This is a genomic window from Pseudomonas sp. TSO6 (assembly GCF_056098905.1).
The window spans coordinates 1-16,013 of sequence record NZ_JBLZWV010000040.1 but is presented as its reverse complement, the minus strand read 5'-3'; the positions used below and the strand labels follow the sequence as shown (position 1 = coordinate 16,013).

The window sequence follows — 16,013 nt, the reverse complement described above, 5'->3', positions numbered from 1 at the left end:
CGCTAACGCAGTGACAGGTATTTGCATAAAGGCAGTGCCTAGTCCTGATAGCCCCTGATCACGTCAGCCGCGATCAAGGCCAGTGAGGTCGGGCTGGCGGCCGTGACGTACCAGGCCTGCGGGTCGACGAACACCACGCGGCCGTGCTTCCACGCGTTGGTCTGGCGCAGCAGCGGGTTGCCCAGCGTTTCAGCCGTCATCAGCGGGCGGTGCTCCATGACGGCGGTGCGATCCACCACATAGAGGATGTCGGGGTTGGCCTGCTGGATGAACTCACTGGAAATCGGCTGGCCATGCAGGCCGGTATCCAGGGTGGTGGTGGCCGGCTTTACGCCCAGGTCGTTGAAGATAAAGCCGTAGCGCGACTGCACGCCGAAGGCACTGAAGGCGCCGTTGTTGTGCAGCACCACCAGGGCCCGCTCCGGGCGGTCACGGGTGACGCTGCGCGCCTGGGCCAGCCTGGCCTCCAGGGCGTCAACCTGGCGCTGGGCCAGGTCCTGCTTGCCGAACACCTGGCCCAGGCTGACAAGGTGCTGCTTGATCATGGCAACATGCCCGGTTTCGCTGTCGCGATAGTCCACATCGAAGTGCAGGGTCGGCGCCATTTCGCTCAGTTCGCCATAGTGGTTGGCCTGCAGCGAGGTGATCAGGATCAGGTCAGGCCGCGCCGCATGCACCCGCTCCAGGTTGGGCTGCACGATCGAGCCGACATCTGCCGTTTCCCCGGCATCCTTGTAGCGTGCAAGAAAGTCCGGCACGAAGTCCTTCGGCATGCCCGCCACGGGCACGCCCAACTGGTCGAGGAAGTCCACTTCGTTCATGTCCAGTGCCACCGTGCGCTGTGGCAGTTGACTGATCAACGTGGCGCCCAGCTTGTGCTGCACGGTTACCGGCGTGTAGTCGCCATGACGCGTGGTGTTCGCCGGTGCCGCTGTGGCTGCCGTGGGCTCATTGCAGCCGTGCAGGGCGAGGGTGACGCCTAGCAGTAGCGCCAATGGCCAGCCGCTGGCGGGGTGGTTGCGGTTCATTGCTGTTCTCCGGGTGGGTTGAAGTAGTTGCACAGGCGACCGAGCGCGCTGTGGGTGATGTCGAAATCCAGCCCGTATAGCGCGTGCAGCTGTTGCTCGGTCACAACCTGCTCGACGCTGCCGCTGCAATGCACACGGCCACCCTGCATGGCGACGATGCAGTCGGAGTAGGCGGCGGCGAAGTTGATGTCGTGCACCACCAAAATCACCGTGCGGCCGAACTCGTCGCACAGCCGGCGCAGGGCGCGCATGATCTTCACGGCGTGGCGCATGTCGAGGTTGTTCAACGGCTCGTCCAGCAGCAGATAGTCGGTCTGTTGGGCGATGGTCATGGCCAGAAAGGCCATTTGCCGCTGGCCGCCGCTGAGTTCATCGAGGTAAGCCTGGCGCAGCGGCTCCAGGGACAGAAAGGCAATGGCCTGGTCGATGGCCCGACGGTCTGCAGCGGTGAGCGCACCACGGCTGTACGGGAAGCGGCCGAACGCGACCAGTTCGTCGACGGTCAGGCGCAGGTTGAAGTCGACCGACTGGCGCAGGGTGGCCACGCGCCGGGCGTAGTCGTCGATAGCGATGCTGTCGATGCTTTGCCCGTCCAGGCGTATGTCACCGCTGGCAGGCGCCAGCAGCCGGGCCAGCATCATCAGCAAGGTGGACTTGCCGGCGCCATTGGGGCCGATCAGCGAGGTTAACTGCCCGCGCGGGAAGCTGGCGCTTACCCCGCTCAACACCGCCTTGCTGCCATAGGTTTTGTGCAGATCGTGGACAGTAATCATGCGGCTCCCCGGTTGCGCACCATCAGGACGAGGAAGTAGGTGCCACACACCAGGTTCACGAGGATGCCGACGGTGGTCCTGTAGTTGAAGACATGCTCGACCAGCAACTGGGCGGCAATGAACACGGTAATGGCCACGGCGCTGCCGAGGGCCAGGGTGACCCGGTGGCGGAAGGTACCGGCCATCGCATAGGTGATATTGGCGACGAACACGCCCATGAATGCCGTGGGCCCCAACAGGCTGGTCGACACCGCGACCAGCGCGGCGATCAGCGCCAGCACCAGGCGCACGTTGCGCCGGTAGTCCACGCCCAGCGAAATGGCCTGGTCGCGCCCGAGTGCCAGCACGTCCAGCACCGGTACGGCCCGGGCCAGCAGCACACACACGCTTGCCACCAGCAGGGCCGAATACAGCAGCAACTGCGGCGCAGCCCGGTTGAACGAAGCCTGGGTGTAGCCCAGTAGCATCGAGAACTCGCCGGGGCTGACTTTCAACTGGACGAACTGGGTGAACGTGGCCATGACCATGGTCAGCACCAGGCCGACCAGCAGCAGGAAGTACACGTTGTTTTTGCCGTCACGAAACAGCCAGCGGTGCAGGGCCCAGGAGTAGCCGAGCATCAGTAGCACCGAGAGCAGGAAATTGCCGTCACTGCCGAGCATGATCAGCCCCTGCACGCCCATGCCCAGCACCAGCAGCGCCTGTAGCAGCAGGTAAACGGCCTCATAACCCATGATCGCTGGGGTGAGGATGCGATTGCCGGAAAGGGTCTGGAAGGCGATGGCGGAGCAGGCCACGCACACGCCACCGATCACCATGGCCGCCAGGCGCACAAGGCGCTTGGGGATGAGGTAGGCGAAATCCGCCCCGGCGTTGACGAACACGAACAGCGTGGCCAGGGCGACCACGGCCAGCCACATGCAGTGTTGGCCTTTCATCTCTGCCTCCAGATGATCAGCCCGAGGAAGATCAGCCCACCCAGGCCGCCTGCCGTCAGGCCGATGGGCACTTCGAACGGGTAGATCAGCAACCGCCCGAGCAGGTCGCAGACCAGCAGCAAGGCCGCACCGCCCAGCGCCACCAGTGGCAGGGTGCGGCGCAGGTTGTCGCCATGGCGCAGGGCGATCAGATTGGGCACCACCAGGCCGACGAAGGGGATGGCGCCGACGATGATCACGCTGGCCGACACCGTCACTGCTACCAGCAGCAGGCCCAACGTCACGTTGGTGGTGTAGTTCAGGCCCAGGCTGGTGGCCATGCCTTCGCCCATGCCCAGCACGGTGAAGCGCTGTGCGTACAGGTAGGTGAGTAACACGATCGGTACAATCAGGTAGAGGATTTCGTAGCGGCCCTGCACCACCTTGGAAAAATCACCCAGCAACCAGCCTTGCATGCTTTGCAGCAGGTTGAAGCGGTAGGCGTAGAACTCGGCCAGCGCACTCAGCACGCCGCCGTACATCAGGCCGATGACCGGCACCAGCACCGCGTTGCGGGCGCGTATGCGTCGAATGATGGCGACGAACAGCAGGCTGGCGGCAAAGCACACGGCCAGTGCGAACAGCATGCGCAGCACTGCCCCGGCCGCGGGCGCCAGGCCCAGCGACAGCAGGATGCCCAGGCGCGCGGCATCGAGCCCGCCGGTGGTGCCGGGCTCGACGAAACGGTTGCGCACGATCTGCTGCAGTATCACACCGCATACCGCCAGCCCGACACCCACCAGTATCAAGGCCGCCAGCCGTGGCAGGCGGCTTGCGGTCAAGGTCAGCCAGGCGTCGCCTTGCAGGGTGAGCAACTGAGACCAGGCCAGCTCACGAACGCCGAGCGCCAGTGAGGCGGCGCACAACAGCAGGAACAGGATGAGCCATGCAACACGCATCAGTCGTGTCCCACCCTCGGTGCCCCGATGCGCCAGCCTTTGGCGGCGCGGCGCTGTTCGAGCATGCGTGCATAGTGCCCGCCATTGGCGTGCAGAGTGGCCGGTGTGCCTTGCTCGACAACCTGGCCGGCGTCCAGCACCACGATATGGTCGGCCATGGCCACGGTGCTGAGCTGGTGTGCGATGACCACCAAGGTGCAACGCCCATGCAGGCTGTGCAGCGTATGGGCAATCACGGCCTGGTTCTCGGCATCAAGAGCGGCGGTGGCTTCGTCCACCAGCAGTACTGGTGCTTGCCTGATCAGCGCACGGGCAATGCTCACACGCTGGCGTTCGCCACCGGAAAGCCGCGCACCCCCTTCGCCCACGAGCGTATCGAGGCCCCCGCGCAGCCGTTCGAGGGTGTGTGCCAAGCCGGCCATGTGCGCCGCTTGCCGTACCTCGGCGTCGCTGGCATCGGGTTTGCCGATACGGATGTTGTCGGCGATGCTGCCCTGGAACAGCCAGGTGTCCTGCAGTACTTGGCTGACCGTGTCGGTCAGGCTGGTGCGGGCCATTTGCCGCACGTCGACACCGCCAATGCGCACACTGCCTTCGGTGGCATCGAAGAACCGTGCAATCAGGCGCATCAGTGATGTCTTGCCTGAGCCCGAGGCGCCGATGACGGCGGTCATGCTGCCTGCCGGGATGTGCAGGTTCACGTTTTGCAGCACGTCGGGCCCGGTGGGGTTGTAGCGCAAGCTCACCCCTTGCAGGTTGATTGCGCCGCCCACCGGCCGCTGGGGCGAGGCGGGTTCTGGCAATGGCTTGGCTGCCAGGATCCGTTCTATTTCCTGCAGCTGGCCATGGGCCCCGCGCAGGATCTCGACATGGCTGGCCACGTCCTGCAGCGGATCGATGAAGCGGCACACCAGCACCAGTGCCACGATCACCGCCACTGCGTCCTGCGCCTGGCCACCCGCCTGATCGCCGAACCACAGGCCGGCGGTCACCAACAGCGCGGCAAATGTAGCCTGCACGGCCCAACTGTTGAGCAGTGCTGACAGCGAAGCACGAATGATCAGGCCCATGCCGCTGCTGCGCTGACGCTCCAGGCTTTGCGCCAGCAACCGTGTGCCACCACCCTCCCCACTGAAGGCCCGCAGCACCGACTGTGCCTGGGCGAACTCCACCATACGCTGGCTGGCGGCGGCGAAGTACTGGTGAAAGGCCTGATCGGCGCGGCGCCCCAGGCGTGCGCTGAACAGCAGCAACGCGGCCAGCGCCGGCAGCGCTAGCAGGGCGACAAGCCCCAGCGGTGGGTGCAGGGTGAACAGCGCTACCAACAGCACCAGCGGCGTGACGCTACCACTGATCAAGGGCGTGAGCACATGGGCCGGCAGTTGGGCCACGGCCATCATGCCCTGGGTAATCACATGCCCGAGCCGTGCGGTGTTGTCGGGGGTGAACCAACCCAGTGGCAGCTGTGCCACCTGGGCGCCAATGTGCTGACGGCCGCCTTGCAGCACCGCTACCGCCAAACTTATGCCGGCCTGTTCCACCTGGCGTCGCCAGGCCCAGCACAGCGTCATGCCGGCGGCGAGAACGGCCAACCAGGCACTGGCAGCGCGTATTTCGCTGTTAAGCAGGTGCAGCATGAGCGGCGCCAGGGTACTGATGGTCAGGCCACTGAATACCCCGTACAGCACGGTCATCAGCAGGTAACGGCGCCATGCCGGTGCGCTTTCGCCCAGCAGTCGAACGAAGGTTTTCAGCATGCTGGCAGCGCCTTTTTCACGGTGTTCTGATAACCACCCTGCGCCCACAGCCGTGCATAAAGGCCTTGGCGGGTGAGCAATTCGCTGTGGCGCCCTTGTTCACACAGGGCGCCTTGGTCCAGCACCAGGATCTGGTCGGCATGCATCACCGTGTCCAGCCTGTGGGCGATGATCAGTAGGGTGCGACCCCGGGCGAAACGCGACAGGGCATCCTGGATCGCCGCCTCGCTCTCGGCGTCGGCGGCTGCGGTGGCCTCGTCCAGTACCAGCACGGGCGGGTCGAGCAGCACGGCGCGGGCAATGCTCAGGCGCTGCTGTTCGCCCCCGGACAATTGCGCGTCTTCGCCCACCACCGAGTCATAGCCACGCGGCAGTTGCAGGATGCGTGTGTGAATGTTGGCCAGGCGCGCAGCCGCTTCGACTTGCTCGCGGGTTGCAGTCGGTTTACCCAGGGCGATGTTGTCGGCCACGCTTGCGTGGATCAGCCGCACCTCCTGCAGCACGAAACCTATGCGCCGGTACAGTTCGCGGCTCTCGATCTGCCGCAGGTCGATGCCGCCCAGGGTGATGCGCCCGGCATCGGGGTCGAAGAACCGCAGCAGCAGGCGCGCCAGGGTCGACTTGCCGGCGCCAGAGGGGCCGACGATGGCGGTGGTGGTGCCGGGGGCCAAGGTGAAGCTGACGTCATCGAGCACGTTGTTGCCGGGGGCGTAGGCATGGCTCAGTTGCTCCACGCGTATGTCGCTGCCGTTGGGCAGGGCGCCAGCGGCAGGGGCCGGCAGCACCGGGGTGTCCAGCAGGGCCTGCACCCGTTGGGCCGCCGCCACGGCGTTATTGAGGTCGTGGGTTATGTAATGCAACAGCTGCAGCGGCGCGCACAACCCGGGTGTGACCAGGGCAAAAGGCAGGATCTGCAGCGGCTCGATCCAGCCCAACGCCACGAACAGCATGCCTGCCAGCAGCACCACCCCCAGTACTGTCACCGGGGCGATCAAGGCATTGGCCCGTGCCATCGCCGCAACCAGTGGGCGGGTGAAACCGGTGAAAGTTTCGGCAAAGGTATCGACCGCTGCACGGTAGCGGTCCTGCGCGTTGCCGCGCCCGCCGAATGCTTTGACCAGCGGCATGCCATTGACGAACTCGACCACCGCGTTGTCGATGCGCCCCATGCCCGCAACCACATCACCCATATGCGCTGCGCTGGCCTTGATGGCACGGTGCAGAAACAGGAAGAACGCCGGGAAGGGCAGCAGCACGACCACGGCAAGGCGCCAGTCCATGGCGAACAGGTAGGCCACGGAGATCAGCACGGCGCCCACGGCGCGGCCCAGCGTGGTGAAAAAGTGCGCGGTAAGGCTGTGCAGTGTGCCGATGTCGTCCTGCATGGCCCGTTTCACTTCGCTTGATGCCCGCTCGCTGAACCAGCCGAGCGGCACTTGCATCAGGCGCTGGCCGATCGCCACACGCAGGTGATGGGTGATGTGGTTGTCGGCTTGGTGCGCCAGCATTTCGGCTGCGGTGATCAGGGCCATGCCAGTGAACAAGCTGGCGATGCTGGCTGCGATGGCCCGGCCAATGGCGCCCGATGTGGCGGTTTCGCTCAACGCCAGATGTGCGATGTGCGCAATGCCTGCCAGCGGTACCAAAGCCAGCATCGAACCCGCAGCAGCCAGCACCGCCGACAGCGCCAGCCGCCCGCGAATGGGGGAAAGCACACGGCCGAGCGGGCTGCGGGCGTTGTTTATTGAAGGGGCGGCATCGTCAAGGGGCGTTGATGAATCGGACATGAAGCGGGCCTGGAAAGCTGCAAATGAATTAGTTGCATGACTATAAACTAATTTGCGAAAACCCGACAAGACAGCTACAAGACTGTCTTCACAATGCCTGGAGGACCCGATGCAACCACCACAACGCACCCCCGGACGCGGTCGCCCTCGCACCATCACCCGTGAACGGATTGCCGATGTGAGCGTCGCCATCGGCTTGCCCAACCTCACGTTCGTTGGCGTGGCCGCTGCGTTGGGGGTAAGCCACATGGCGCTGTACAAGCATGTGCCGAACATCGAAGCACTCAAGTGCCTGGTGGCCGAGGAGATCTTTCAGCGCTGGCAAATCCCTAGGGCAGACGGGGATTGTGTAGAAGGGTTGCAGGCCTACCTGACGCGCTTTGCCATGTCGGTACAGGCATTCGTCAAGGCCCACCCGGGTCTGACGCCCTATGTGATCCGCAGGCTGGCAGCGACAGAAGCGATGATCGACAAGATCAACGACCACCAGGCGCACATCGCCCAGGCCTACGGCCTGAGCCTGGAACAGGCGCGCTGGTTGTTGTCGACGGTGGCGTTCCATTGCTTTGCCGTGGCCGATACGGTGTACACGGTGTCGGGGCGCGAGCCGCTGCTGGAGGCCGACCGGGCTGGCGAAGAATCGGAGATGGAAGTGGAGTTGCTTGAGGGCATGCAGGCGCTGATTGTCGGGGCGTTGGTCATGCTGGAACAGCGGGTTTGAAGCCTATGTAACGGCTGTGCGGCTTTTACTGGCCCAGGTTAATTTTTTTTTGCCATCCCGGCAGAAAGCCCACGTGCGCTCTACACTGCTGCCAAGATGGACCAGGGCTACTTGCCACCATTCGGCCCGTCACGCTGCCTGCGAATGGCCCTGGCCTGCATGATCGTTCTGGCTGCTCCTTCAAACTGCCACACATGGAGTACCTGGAATGGGCTGCGTGTCGAATGGCCGTGTTGCCGGTAAAGCCGGGCGTGGCATCTCGCTGCAATGGCTGGTAGCGCTGGCCGTCGTGCTGGGCATGCTGTTGCTCGGCGCCGCCCTGGCCTGGCAGGGTTATTACGGCATTCGCCAGACCCTGGTAGCCGCCGCCGGCGATGCCGCCCAGCAGGTTGGCAAGACCATCGACGAACGCGCCCGGCGCCTGATCGACCCGGCACAAAGCAGTATCCGCCTGCTGGCCCACAACCCCGCTGCACATACCCAGGCACAGCGCTTCGAACGGCTGCCACAGCTGGTCGAGACGCTGGATGCCAACCGCATGCTCAGTGCTGCCTACATCGGTTACACCAATGGTGATTTCCTGCTGGTGCGCCAGCTGCGGGACCCACAGCTGCTGCAGCGCTTTGCCGCGCCGGCGGGCACGGCGTTTCTGGTGCAGAGTGTCAGCCGGGGTGAAGGCGGGGTGGTACAGGGCGAGTGGCGCTACTACGACAGGGCGTTGAACCTGTTGCAGGCTCAGGCCAAACCCGAATACCGCTACGACCCACGCACGCGCCCGTGGTTCGCCGAAGCCAGCGCACAGCCCGGTACCGCGCTAACCCCGCCCTATGTGTTCTTCACCACCCGCGAGATCGGCCTGACCATGGCGCAGCGCAGCGTTGACGGTGGTGCAGTGATCGGCATGGATGTTTCGGTCAGCGACCTGGCCAGCGAAACCCAGGGGCTGCGCATCACCCCCGGCACCGAGATTGCTGTGGTCGACGACCAGGGCAGCGTGGTGGCCTACCCGAACCTGCAGCGGGTAATCGTGCATGAAGGGCAGGGCGTGCGCCTGTCGCGTGTCGGCGAACTGGGCGTTGCAAGCCTGCAACACCTTTACGCTGACCAGCAGCAAGGCACCCGGGCACAGCCCTACCATGTGCAGGGCCGGACCTGGTATGGCATGCGCATCCCGCTGACCAACCTGGCCGGGCAGGACCTGCAGGTGCTGATTGCCGTGCCGGCCCATGAGTTGTTGGCCGGTGCGCGCAAGGTGCTGTTCGAACAGTTGCTCTGGACCGCTGCGCTGATGGCCGTGCTGCTGGTGCTTGGCGGGGTACTTGGGCGGCGCATCGGTCGCCCGTTGAAGGTGCTGGCCGACCAGGTGCAAGGCTTGGCCGGCTTCGACTTCAGCCGCGAAGTGGGGGTGAAGTCGCGGGTGACCGAAGTACGCGAACTGAGCCATGTACTGAGCCGCATGTCTGGCACCATCCGCAGCTTTCAGGCCATTACCCTCGCGCTCAGTCGCGAGCGCGACCTCGAGCACATGCTCGATGGCGTACTCACCCACCTGGTGCAGGCCGCCGGGGCCGATGCTGGTGTGGTGTACCTGTTTGACGCCGAGCACGCGCTGCTGCGCCTGGCCGCCTCCTGCCGCGGTGAGCAATACCCGGCCGAGCTTGCCGTGGATGAAGCTGCCCGGCCCACGCTGCCCGCTGCCGTTAACCAAGCCCTCGGCCTGCACGAGCGCAGCCTGGCTGTGGTGCTGAAAGACCGTAGCCAGGCGCTGTTGGGCATCCTGGTGCTGCAACTGGACGACGACCAGCTGGGCCAGCCGTTCCGGCAGTTTGTCGAGGAGCTGTCGGGTGTGGTGGCTGTGGCCATCGAGACGCGCCAGCTGGTCGAAGCCCAGCAACGCCTGATGGATGCCATGATCAAGCTGCTGGCCGACGCCATCGACGCCAAAAGCCCTTATACCGGTGGCCATTGCGAGCGGGTGCCGCAGCTGGCGCAGATGCTGCTGGACCAGGTAGTAGCCGCCGACACCGGTCCCTATGCCAGCTTCAACATGACCGAAGCCGAGCGCTATGAATTTCGCGTGGCGGCCTGGCTGCACGATTGTGGCAAGGTCACCAGCCCCGAGTATGTGGTGGACAAGGCGACAAAGCTGGAAACCCTGCACAACCGCATTCACGAGGTGCGCATGCGCTTTGAAGTGCTGTGGCGCGATGCCGAGCTCGCGTACTGGCAGGGCCTGGCCAGCGGTGCCGATCAGCGGGCGCTGCAAGCCAGCCTGGTACAAAGCCAGGATCGGCTGCAGAATGAGTTCGCCTTCGTCGCCCAGGCCAACATCGGCGGCGAGTTCATGCAGGACGCCGACATCGAGCGTTTGCAGCAGATTGGCCAGCGCCGCTGGCAGCGCCACTTCGACAACCGCCTGGGCATTTCCCGCGACGAGGCGGAGCGTTTTGCAGGTTTGCCGCAACCTGCACTCCCGGTAGACGAACCCCTGCTGGCCGACCGGCCGGAGCACCGCGTGCCCTGGGGTGAACGCAAACCACCGGTGGCCAAGGGCGACCCGCGCAACCACTGGGGGTTCGACATGCGCCTGCCAGCCCATGCCAGCGACCATGGCGAGCTGTACAACCTGTCGATTCGACGCGGCACGCTGAATGACGAGGAACGCTTCAAGATCAATGAGCACATCGTGCAGACCATCATCATGCTCAGCGCGCTGCCGTTTCCACGCCAGCTGAAAAGGGTACCGGCCATTGCCGGCAACCACCACGAGAAGATGGATGGCAGCGGTTACCCGCGCCGGCTGGGCGAGCACGACCTGGGCATTGCCGAACGGGTGATGGCGATTGCCGACATCTTCGAAGCGCTGACCGCAGCCGACCGGCCGTACAAGCCACCGAAGACGCTGTCCGAATCAGTAAAAATCCTGGTGTTCATGGCCCGCGACAGGCACATCGACGGGCAACTGCTGCACCTGTTCTTGAGCAGCGGGGTGTACCGCCAGTATGCCGTGCGTTTCCTGCGCGCCGAGCAGATCGACGAGGTCGATGTGCCTTACTGGCTGGCGCAGATATCCGCTTCGAGCGCAGCAATGCCTGCCACCTGATGCAAGCATCGGGCGACAAAACATCAGATAAGGCTGACAGGTGTCCGCCGCAGCAGTTTCAGCGCCTGTAAGATCGAGCGCCGCCCGCGCGGCGCTCGATCTTACAGGCGCTGCAAACCTTTCGGCGTACCTCACTCGTACCCTTGCACCCCGGCAATGTGCCGCCCGGCCACATAACCAAAGGTCAGCGCCGGGCCCAGGTTGATGCCACCCGACGGGTACCAGCCCCCAAACACGCTGGCCATGTCGGTACCTGCAGCATACAACCCTGGGATCGGCTGCCCGGCCTCGTCCAGCACGCGGGCACTGCCATCGGTGCGCAGCCCGGCAAAGGTGCCAAAGCAGCCAGGCTTCACCTTCACCGCATAGAACGGCCCATGCTCGATGGGCGCTACACAAGGGTTGGGCCCTTTGTGCTGCGGGTCGCCCTGCTTGCGGTTGAACGGTGTGGAACCACGGCCAAACGCCGGGTCCTGGCCGTTGCGGGCGTGGGTGTTGAAGTCATCGACCGTGGCGCGTAGCCCGGACGGGTCGATGCCACAGGCCTGGGCGAGTTGTTCGAGCGTGGCGCTGCGCTTGAGGTAGCCGCTGCGCACATGCGGCCCTACCGGCAGCGGTGCCGGGCGGGCGAAACCCAGGCCATAGCGGCGCAGGAAGCGATGGTCGCAAACCAGCCACGAGCACACTTCCTCATCCGGCGGCACTGCTGCGACCATGGCTGACACATAGTCGTAATAGCCATGCGCTTCGTTGACAAAGCGCTTGCCGTTGGCCAGCACGCCAATGATGCCGGGCTTGCCGCGCTCGATGATGTGCGGGAAGTGGCCGATGCTGCCATCACGGTGCGGCACCTGCGAAACCGGCGCCCAGGCCACTGGCGATTTCAGGTCGGTAGCGACCACGCCACCCGCCGACTCGCCCAGGCGCAGCCCGTCCCCGGAACAACCCTGTGGCGGCAGGGCCAGGTTGTCGTGGCCGCTGGCATCACGCGGGAATAGCTGCCGGCGCCGGGCGTTATCGTTAGGGAATCCACCCGCCGCGAGTACCACGGCCTTGGCCCGGATCTGCCGGTCGCCCTGCGGTGTGCCCACCAGCACCCCACGTACCTGGCCTTCTTCGACCAGCAGGCGTTTGGCCGGCGCCGACTCCTGCAGGTGCACGCCCAGGTCTTGTGCCGACTTGGCCAGGCGCGCCACCAATGCCACGCCGTTGACCAGGTGCATCGCCCGGCCATGCCGGGCCAGGTGATACAGGTGGCGGCCAAAGCGCTTGCACACGTGCAGCAAGGCCTTGGGCGAGCGGGTCATGTTGAGGAAGGCGGCCAGGTCTGCGCCGGCCATGATCGGCATGCCCATGAATGAGGTTTCGCGCAGGGTCTTGCGCAGGCGCGGCAGCAAGGCGCCCACCTGGCGGGCGTCGTACGGCGCGGCAATTACCTGGTGGCCGCCCTGGGCCGCACCGGGTGTGTCGCCATGCATGTCCGGGATGCCGTTGCCGTCGGCAAATTGCAGCGCTGTGTGTTTTTCGAAGAACGCCACCATGTGCGGGCAGGCTTCGAGGAACGCATCCACCCGCTCGGCGTTGTAATTCGCCCCCAGTTCATTGCGCAGGTAGGTGCGTGGCTGCTCGATGTCTTCCACAATGCCAGCCCGCTGGGCCAGCGGGTTGCGTGGCACCCATGCCCAGCCGCCCGACCACGCGGTGGCGCCGCCAAACACGGGTTCCTTCTCAAGCACGATCACCTTCTGCCCGTGCCAGGCAGCTGTCACGGCCGCAGCCAGCCCGGCGGCGCCAGAGCCTATGACCAGTACATCGTATTCGGTATCGAGAGCAGCAGAAGGCATTGCGGCGTTCCTGTTTTGTTATTAGAACAAGGTTCCATATTTTTATCCGCAGTGGGTCGGCCCGCAATGGCCTGGCAGCCTGGAAGGGCAACTACTGGGCGATAACCGGACATTTCACGGGAGGCTGGCTGCGCGCTCTACCGCTCATATGGAATCATCTTCTAGAATCCGCAAAAAAATCAGGGAACTGTGTCATGGCTGGTAGTCAGATCGAACGCGCCTTCAGTCTTGTAGAGAGCCTTACCGGCGAACCTCAGGGGCTGCCCTTGCAAACCCTGGCCGAGCGCCTGGACATCCCCAAAAGCGCGGCCCACCGCATGCTCACCGAGCTGGTGCGGCTCGGCTACGTGCGACAGAACCGCGACAACAGCCGTTACCAGCTGTCGGCCAAGCTGGTGGCCCTGGGCTTTCGTTACCTGTCCAGCAACGGTGCCGACATCATCCAGCCGATTCTCGACCGCCTGGCCCAGGACAGCGGCGAACTGGTGCGCCTTGGCGTGATCGACGGTACCCGCCAGACCTGGATCGCCAAGTCCCAGGGCGCCCGCTCCGGGCTGCGCTACGACCCGGACATGGGCCGCGATGCGCCACTGTTCTACACCGCTTCAGGGCATGCCTGGCTGGCCAGCCTGGACGATGAACAGGCGCTGCAGATGGTGTTGCGCCAGGGCATTGCCGACCCTGCGCAGTTCGGCCCCAACGCACCACGTTCCACTGAGGAACTGCTTGCCTACCTGCACCGTGCCCGCGAGCAGGGATATGCCTGGGTGGAGGAAACCTCGGCCATCGGTACCTCGGCCCTGGCGGCGGTGGTGCGTCGCCCGCAAACGGACGAGGTGATTGGCGTATTGAGCATCGCCGGGCCTAGCGCACGGATGGCGCAAAGCCGCCTGGCAGAGCTGGCGCCGCTGTTGCTGGCGGCGGCGCAGGAGCTGTCCGCAGCCAGCCGGGCAAGCGAATTGTTTGCCTGAAGGCACATTACTGGTCGATTACCGCACAGTCTGTTCTACCGGTTCTTCTGAAAAGCTGAACTTGGTTCTAAATTATCGAGTGTTGATTCTGGAATGCGGTTTCAGAATCTGCCCAACAACAACGACAAGAGGACAGGCTGTTGAATGCACCCCTTCGTATTGGCTTGATTGGCGCCGGCATCATGGGCCGCCAGCACTATCAGCACCTGCGTAACGTGCCGCAAGCCCAACTGTGCGCGGTGGCCGACCCGGGCCCGCAGGCCGAGGCCTTTGCCGCCGAGTGCGGCGTGCCCTATTTTGCCGACCACCGGCAGATGCTGGAGCGTGTGCGCCCCGAGGCGGTGATCGTTGCCAACCCGAACAACCTGCATGTGGCTACCGCGCTGGATTTCATCGAGGCCGGCGTGCCAGTGCTGGTCGAGAAGCCGGTGGGCGTGCACCTGGATGAAGTTCGTGCATTGGTAGAGGCCTCGCGCAGCCGGGGTGTGCCAGTGCTGGTCGGCCATCACCGGCGGCACAATCCACTGATCGCCAAGGCGCACCAGGTGATTGCCGACGGCAAGCTGGGCCGGCTGATCAATGTCACCGCACTGTGGCAACTGCAAAAGCCAGACAGCTACTTCGACACCCCATGGCGTCGCGAGCCGGGGGCCGGCTTCTTGCTGACCAACCTGATCCACGACCTCGACCTGCTGCGCCATCTGTGCGGCGAGGTGGTGCAGGTGCAGGCGTTCACCCGTAACGATGTACGCGGTTTTGCCAACGAAGACAGCGCCGCGGTGCTGTTGCAGTTCGCGAACGGCGCATTGGGCAGCCTGACCGGCTCCGACGCGGTGGCCGCGCCGTGGAGCTGGGAGCTGGACTCCGGCGAAAGCCCGATCTACCCGCGCCAGGATGGCCAGCCTTGCTACCTGCTGGCTGGCACCCAAGGGGCGCTGAGTATTCCCCAGCTCAAGCGCTGGCACTACGCCGAGGTGGGGGCTGGCTGGCACACGCCGCTGCTGCAGAGCGAAGAAACCATTCCTGATGGCGAGGCATTGACCCTGCAGTTGCAGCATTTCGTGCGGGTTGCCCGCGGTGAGCAGGCGCCGCTGATCGACGCTGCCGACGGTGGCCGCACGCTGGCGCTGATCGAAGCCATCCGCCAGGCGGCGCAAAGCGGCCGGGCCTGTGCCCCCGAGCAGATTGCCTAAGCCGACCTTGACTTATTTTGGGTGACGAACAATGACTGATCGAATTTTCTCCCTCGCCGCCCTGACGGTGCTCGAACTGTCCCCGCCGGACATGGTCGAGGCAGCTGCCCGCGCCGGTTACAGCCACGTTGGCCTGCGCCTGGTGCCGGCCACCGAGCAGGAGCAGCACTTCCCGCTTGTGGCCGACGCCGACCTGCGGCGGCAAACCCAGGCGCGCCTGCGCGACACCGGTATCAAGGTGCTCGACCTGGAAATACTGCGCCTGAAGCCCGAAACCTGCGTGGCCGATTTCGAACCGATTCTGGCGGTAGGCGCCGAGCTAGGTGGCACAGAGCTGCTGGTGGCCGGCAACGACCCGGATGAAGCCCGTCTGACCGAGCGCTTCGCCGCGTTGTGTGACCTGGCAGCGGGGTATGGCATTTACCCGCATCTGGAGTTCATGCCCTGGACCGATGTGCGCGACCTGAGCCAGGCCATGCGGGTGGTGGCCAACGCCGACCGCAGCAATGGCTGCGTACTGGTGGATGCCTTCCACTTCAATCGCTCCCGGTCTTCGCTGGACGACCTGGCACAACTGGCGCCGCAGCGCATGCGCTACGCCCAGCTGTGCGACGTCGCCGGCCCGGTACCCGCCGACATGGACGAGATCCTGCGCCAGGCGCGAAACGAGCGGCGCTTCCCCGGTGACGGCGATGCCGACCTGGTCAGCCTGCTGCGCGGCCTGCCGCCCACCGTGCCGCTGAGCCTGGAAATCCCCACACGGCAGCTGCTGGAGCAAGGCATAAGCGGTGAACAGCGCGCGCGCATGGCGCTGGAGAAGGCCATGGCTGTGCTGGCCACCGTCTGATTTCGGCACCATCACGCAGTCTGTCGCTTCACCCCTGTAGGAGCAGCCTTGTGCTGCGAAGAGGCCGATAAGGCTAAAGATTATCTTCGGCTGAAATGGCCTCTTCGCAGCAC

Annotated in this window: 12 protein-coding genes; 5 read left to right on the top strand and 7 right to left on the bottom strand. The window is 64.8% G+C overall.

What is annotated here, in order from left to right; genetic code table 11:
- Positions 1 to 38: 38 nt before the first annotated feature.
- From ACN6NG_RS18250 to ACN6NG_RS18225, 6 genes are read right to left on the bottom strand one after another with little or no spacing between them, the layout of a single operon-like run.
- Positions 39 to 1,028 (bottom strand): siderophore ABC transporter substrate-binding protein, encoded by a 990-nt coding sequence (locus ACN6NG_RS18250; RefSeq protein WP_474315356.1) that lies wholly within the window; start codon positions 1,026 to 1,028, stop codon positions 39 to 41.
- Entirely contained in the window at positions 1,025 to 1,801 is a 777-nt protein-coding gene (locus tag ACN6NG_RS18245) for an iron ABC transporter ATP-binding protein (RefSeq protein ID WP_063422945.1), read from the bottom strand. Before ACN6NG_RS18245 ends, ACN6NG_RS18250 begins: the two co-directional genes overlap by 4 nt.
- Entirely contained in the window at positions 1,798 to 2,739 is a 942-nt protein-coding gene (locus ACN6NG_RS18240) for an iron chelate uptake ABC transporter family permease subunit (RefSeq protein ID WP_474315353.1), read from the bottom strand. The genes ACN6NG_RS18245 and ACN6NG_RS18240 overlap by 4 nt, the downstream gene beginning before the upstream one ends.
- A complete protein-coding gene (locus ACN6NG_RS18235; protein ID WP_353455197.1) occupies positions 2,736 to 3,677 on the bottom strand; it encodes an ABC transporter permease in 942 nt (313 codons plus the stop codon). Before ACN6NG_RS18235 ends, ACN6NG_RS18240 begins: the two co-directional genes overlap by 4 nt.
- Complete coding sequence (locus ACN6NG_RS18230) at positions 3,677 to 5,434, bottom strand: ABC transporter ATP-binding protein (RefSeq protein WP_474315350.1); 1,758 nt, start codon at positions 5,432 to 5,434, stop codon at positions 3,677 to 3,679. The genes ACN6NG_RS18235 and ACN6NG_RS18230 overlap by 1 nt, the downstream gene beginning before the upstream one ends.
- A complete protein-coding gene (locus ACN6NG_RS18225; protein WP_474315348.1) occupies positions 5,428 to 7,221 on the bottom strand; it encodes an ABC transporter ATP-binding protein in 1,794 nt (597 codons plus the stop codon). The genes ACN6NG_RS18230 and ACN6NG_RS18225 overlap by 7 nt, the downstream gene beginning before the upstream one ends.
- A 109-nt stretch (positions 7,222 to 7,330) precedes the next feature.
- Here ACN6NG_RS18225 and ACN6NG_RS18220 point away from each other — a divergent pair, with 109 nt between their 5' ends.
- Positions 7,331 to 7,942 carry a TetR/AcrR family transcriptional regulator gene (locus ACN6NG_RS18220; protein ID WP_049274811.1) on the top strand — a complete coding sequence of 204 codons (612 nt, stop codon included), beginning with the start codon at positions 7,331 to 7,333 and terminating at the stop codon, positions 7,940 to 7,942.
- A gap of 208 nt (positions 7,943 to 8,150) precedes the next feature.
- On the top strand, positions 8,151 to 11,045 hold the full coding sequence (locus ACN6NG_RS18215; protein ID WP_474315345.1) for an HD domain-containing phosphohydrolase: 2,895 nt from the start codon (positions 8,151 to 8,153) through the stop codon (positions 11,043 to 11,045).
- A 131-nt stretch (positions 11,046 to 11,176) separates the two neighbouring features.
- On the opposite strand, the gene ACN6NG_RS18210 is transcribed toward ACN6NG_RS18215, so the two are convergent.
- On the bottom strand, positions 11,177 to 12,889 hold the full coding sequence (locus ACN6NG_RS18210) for an FAD-dependent oxidoreductase (RefSeq protein WP_474315342.1): 1,713 nt from the start codon (positions 12,887 to 12,889) through the stop codon (positions 11,177 to 11,179).
- Between the two features lie 194 nt (positions 12,890 to 13,083).
- On the opposite strand from ACN6NG_RS18210, the gene ACN6NG_RS18205 reads away from it, so the two are divergent.
- From ACN6NG_RS18205 to ACN6NG_RS18195, 3 genes are all read left to right on the top strand, one after another.
- Positions 13,084 to 13,860 carry an IclR family transcriptional regulator gene (locus ACN6NG_RS18205; protein WP_016500307.1) on the top strand — a complete coding sequence of 259 codons (777 nt, stop codon included), beginning with the start codon at positions 13,084 to 13,086 and terminating at the stop codon, positions 13,858 to 13,860.
- A gap of 140 nt (positions 13,861 to 14,000) precedes the next feature.
- The gene (locus tag ACN6NG_RS18200; RefSeq protein ID WP_474315339.1) at positions 14,001 to 15,053 is read left to right on the top strand and encodes a Gfo/Idh/MocA family protein; all 1,053 of its coding nucleotides are present in this window, start codon (positions 14,001 to 14,003) and stop codon (positions 15,051 to 15,053) included.
- A gap of 31 nt (positions 15,054 to 15,084) precedes the next feature.
- Positions 15,085 to 15,900, top strand: coding sequence for a sugar phosphate isomerase/epimerase family protein (locus tag ACN6NG_RS18195; RefSeq protein ID WP_063422953.1), 816 nt, complete (start codon positions 15,085 to 15,087; stop codon positions 15,898 to 15,900).
- Positions 15,901 to 16,013: the final 113 nt, after the last annotated feature.

Coding starts and splice junctions, on each gene's coding strand:
- ACN6NG_RS18250 (WP_474315356.1), bottom strand. CDS start 1,028: ATGAACCGCAACCACCCCGCCAGCGGCTGGCCATTGGCGCTACTGCTA.
- ACN6NG_RS18245 (WP_063422945.1), bottom strand. CDS start 1,801: ATGATTACTGTCCACGATCTGCACAAAACCTATGGCAGCAAGGCGGTG.
- ACN6NG_RS18240 (WP_474315353.1), bottom strand. CDS start 2,739: ATGAAAGGCCAACACTGCATGTGGCTGGCCGTGGTCGCCCTGGCCACG.
- ACN6NG_RS18235 (WP_353455197.1), bottom strand. CDS start 3,677: ATGCGTGTTGCATGGCTCATCCTGTTCCTGCTGTTGTGCGCCGCCTCA.
- ACN6NG_RS18230 (WP_474315350.1), bottom strand. CDS start 5,434: ATGCTGAAAACCTTCGTTCGACTGCTGGGCGAAAGCGCACCGGCATGG.
- ACN6NG_RS18225 (WP_474315348.1), bottom strand. CDS start 7,221: ATGTCCGATTCATCAACGCCCCTTGACGATGCCGCCCCTTCAATAAAC.
- ACN6NG_RS18220 (WP_049274811.1), top strand. CDS start 7,331: ATGCAACCACCACAACGCACCCCCGGACGCGGTCGCCCTCGCACCATC.
- ACN6NG_RS18215 (WP_474315345.1), top strand. CDS start 8,151: ATGGGCTGCGTGTCGAATGGCCGTGTTGCCGGTAAAGCCGGGCGTGGC.
- ACN6NG_RS18210 (WP_474315342.1), bottom strand. CDS start 12,889: ATGCCTTCTGCTGCTCTCGATACCGAATACGATGTACTGGTCATAGGC.
- ACN6NG_RS18205 (WP_016500307.1), top strand. CDS start 13,084: ATGGCTGGTAGTCAGATCGAACGCGCCTTCAGTCTTGTAGAGAGCCTT.
- ACN6NG_RS18195 (WP_063422953.1), top strand. CDS start 15,085: ATGACTGATCGAATTTTCTCCCTCGCCGCCCTGACGGTGCTCGAACTG.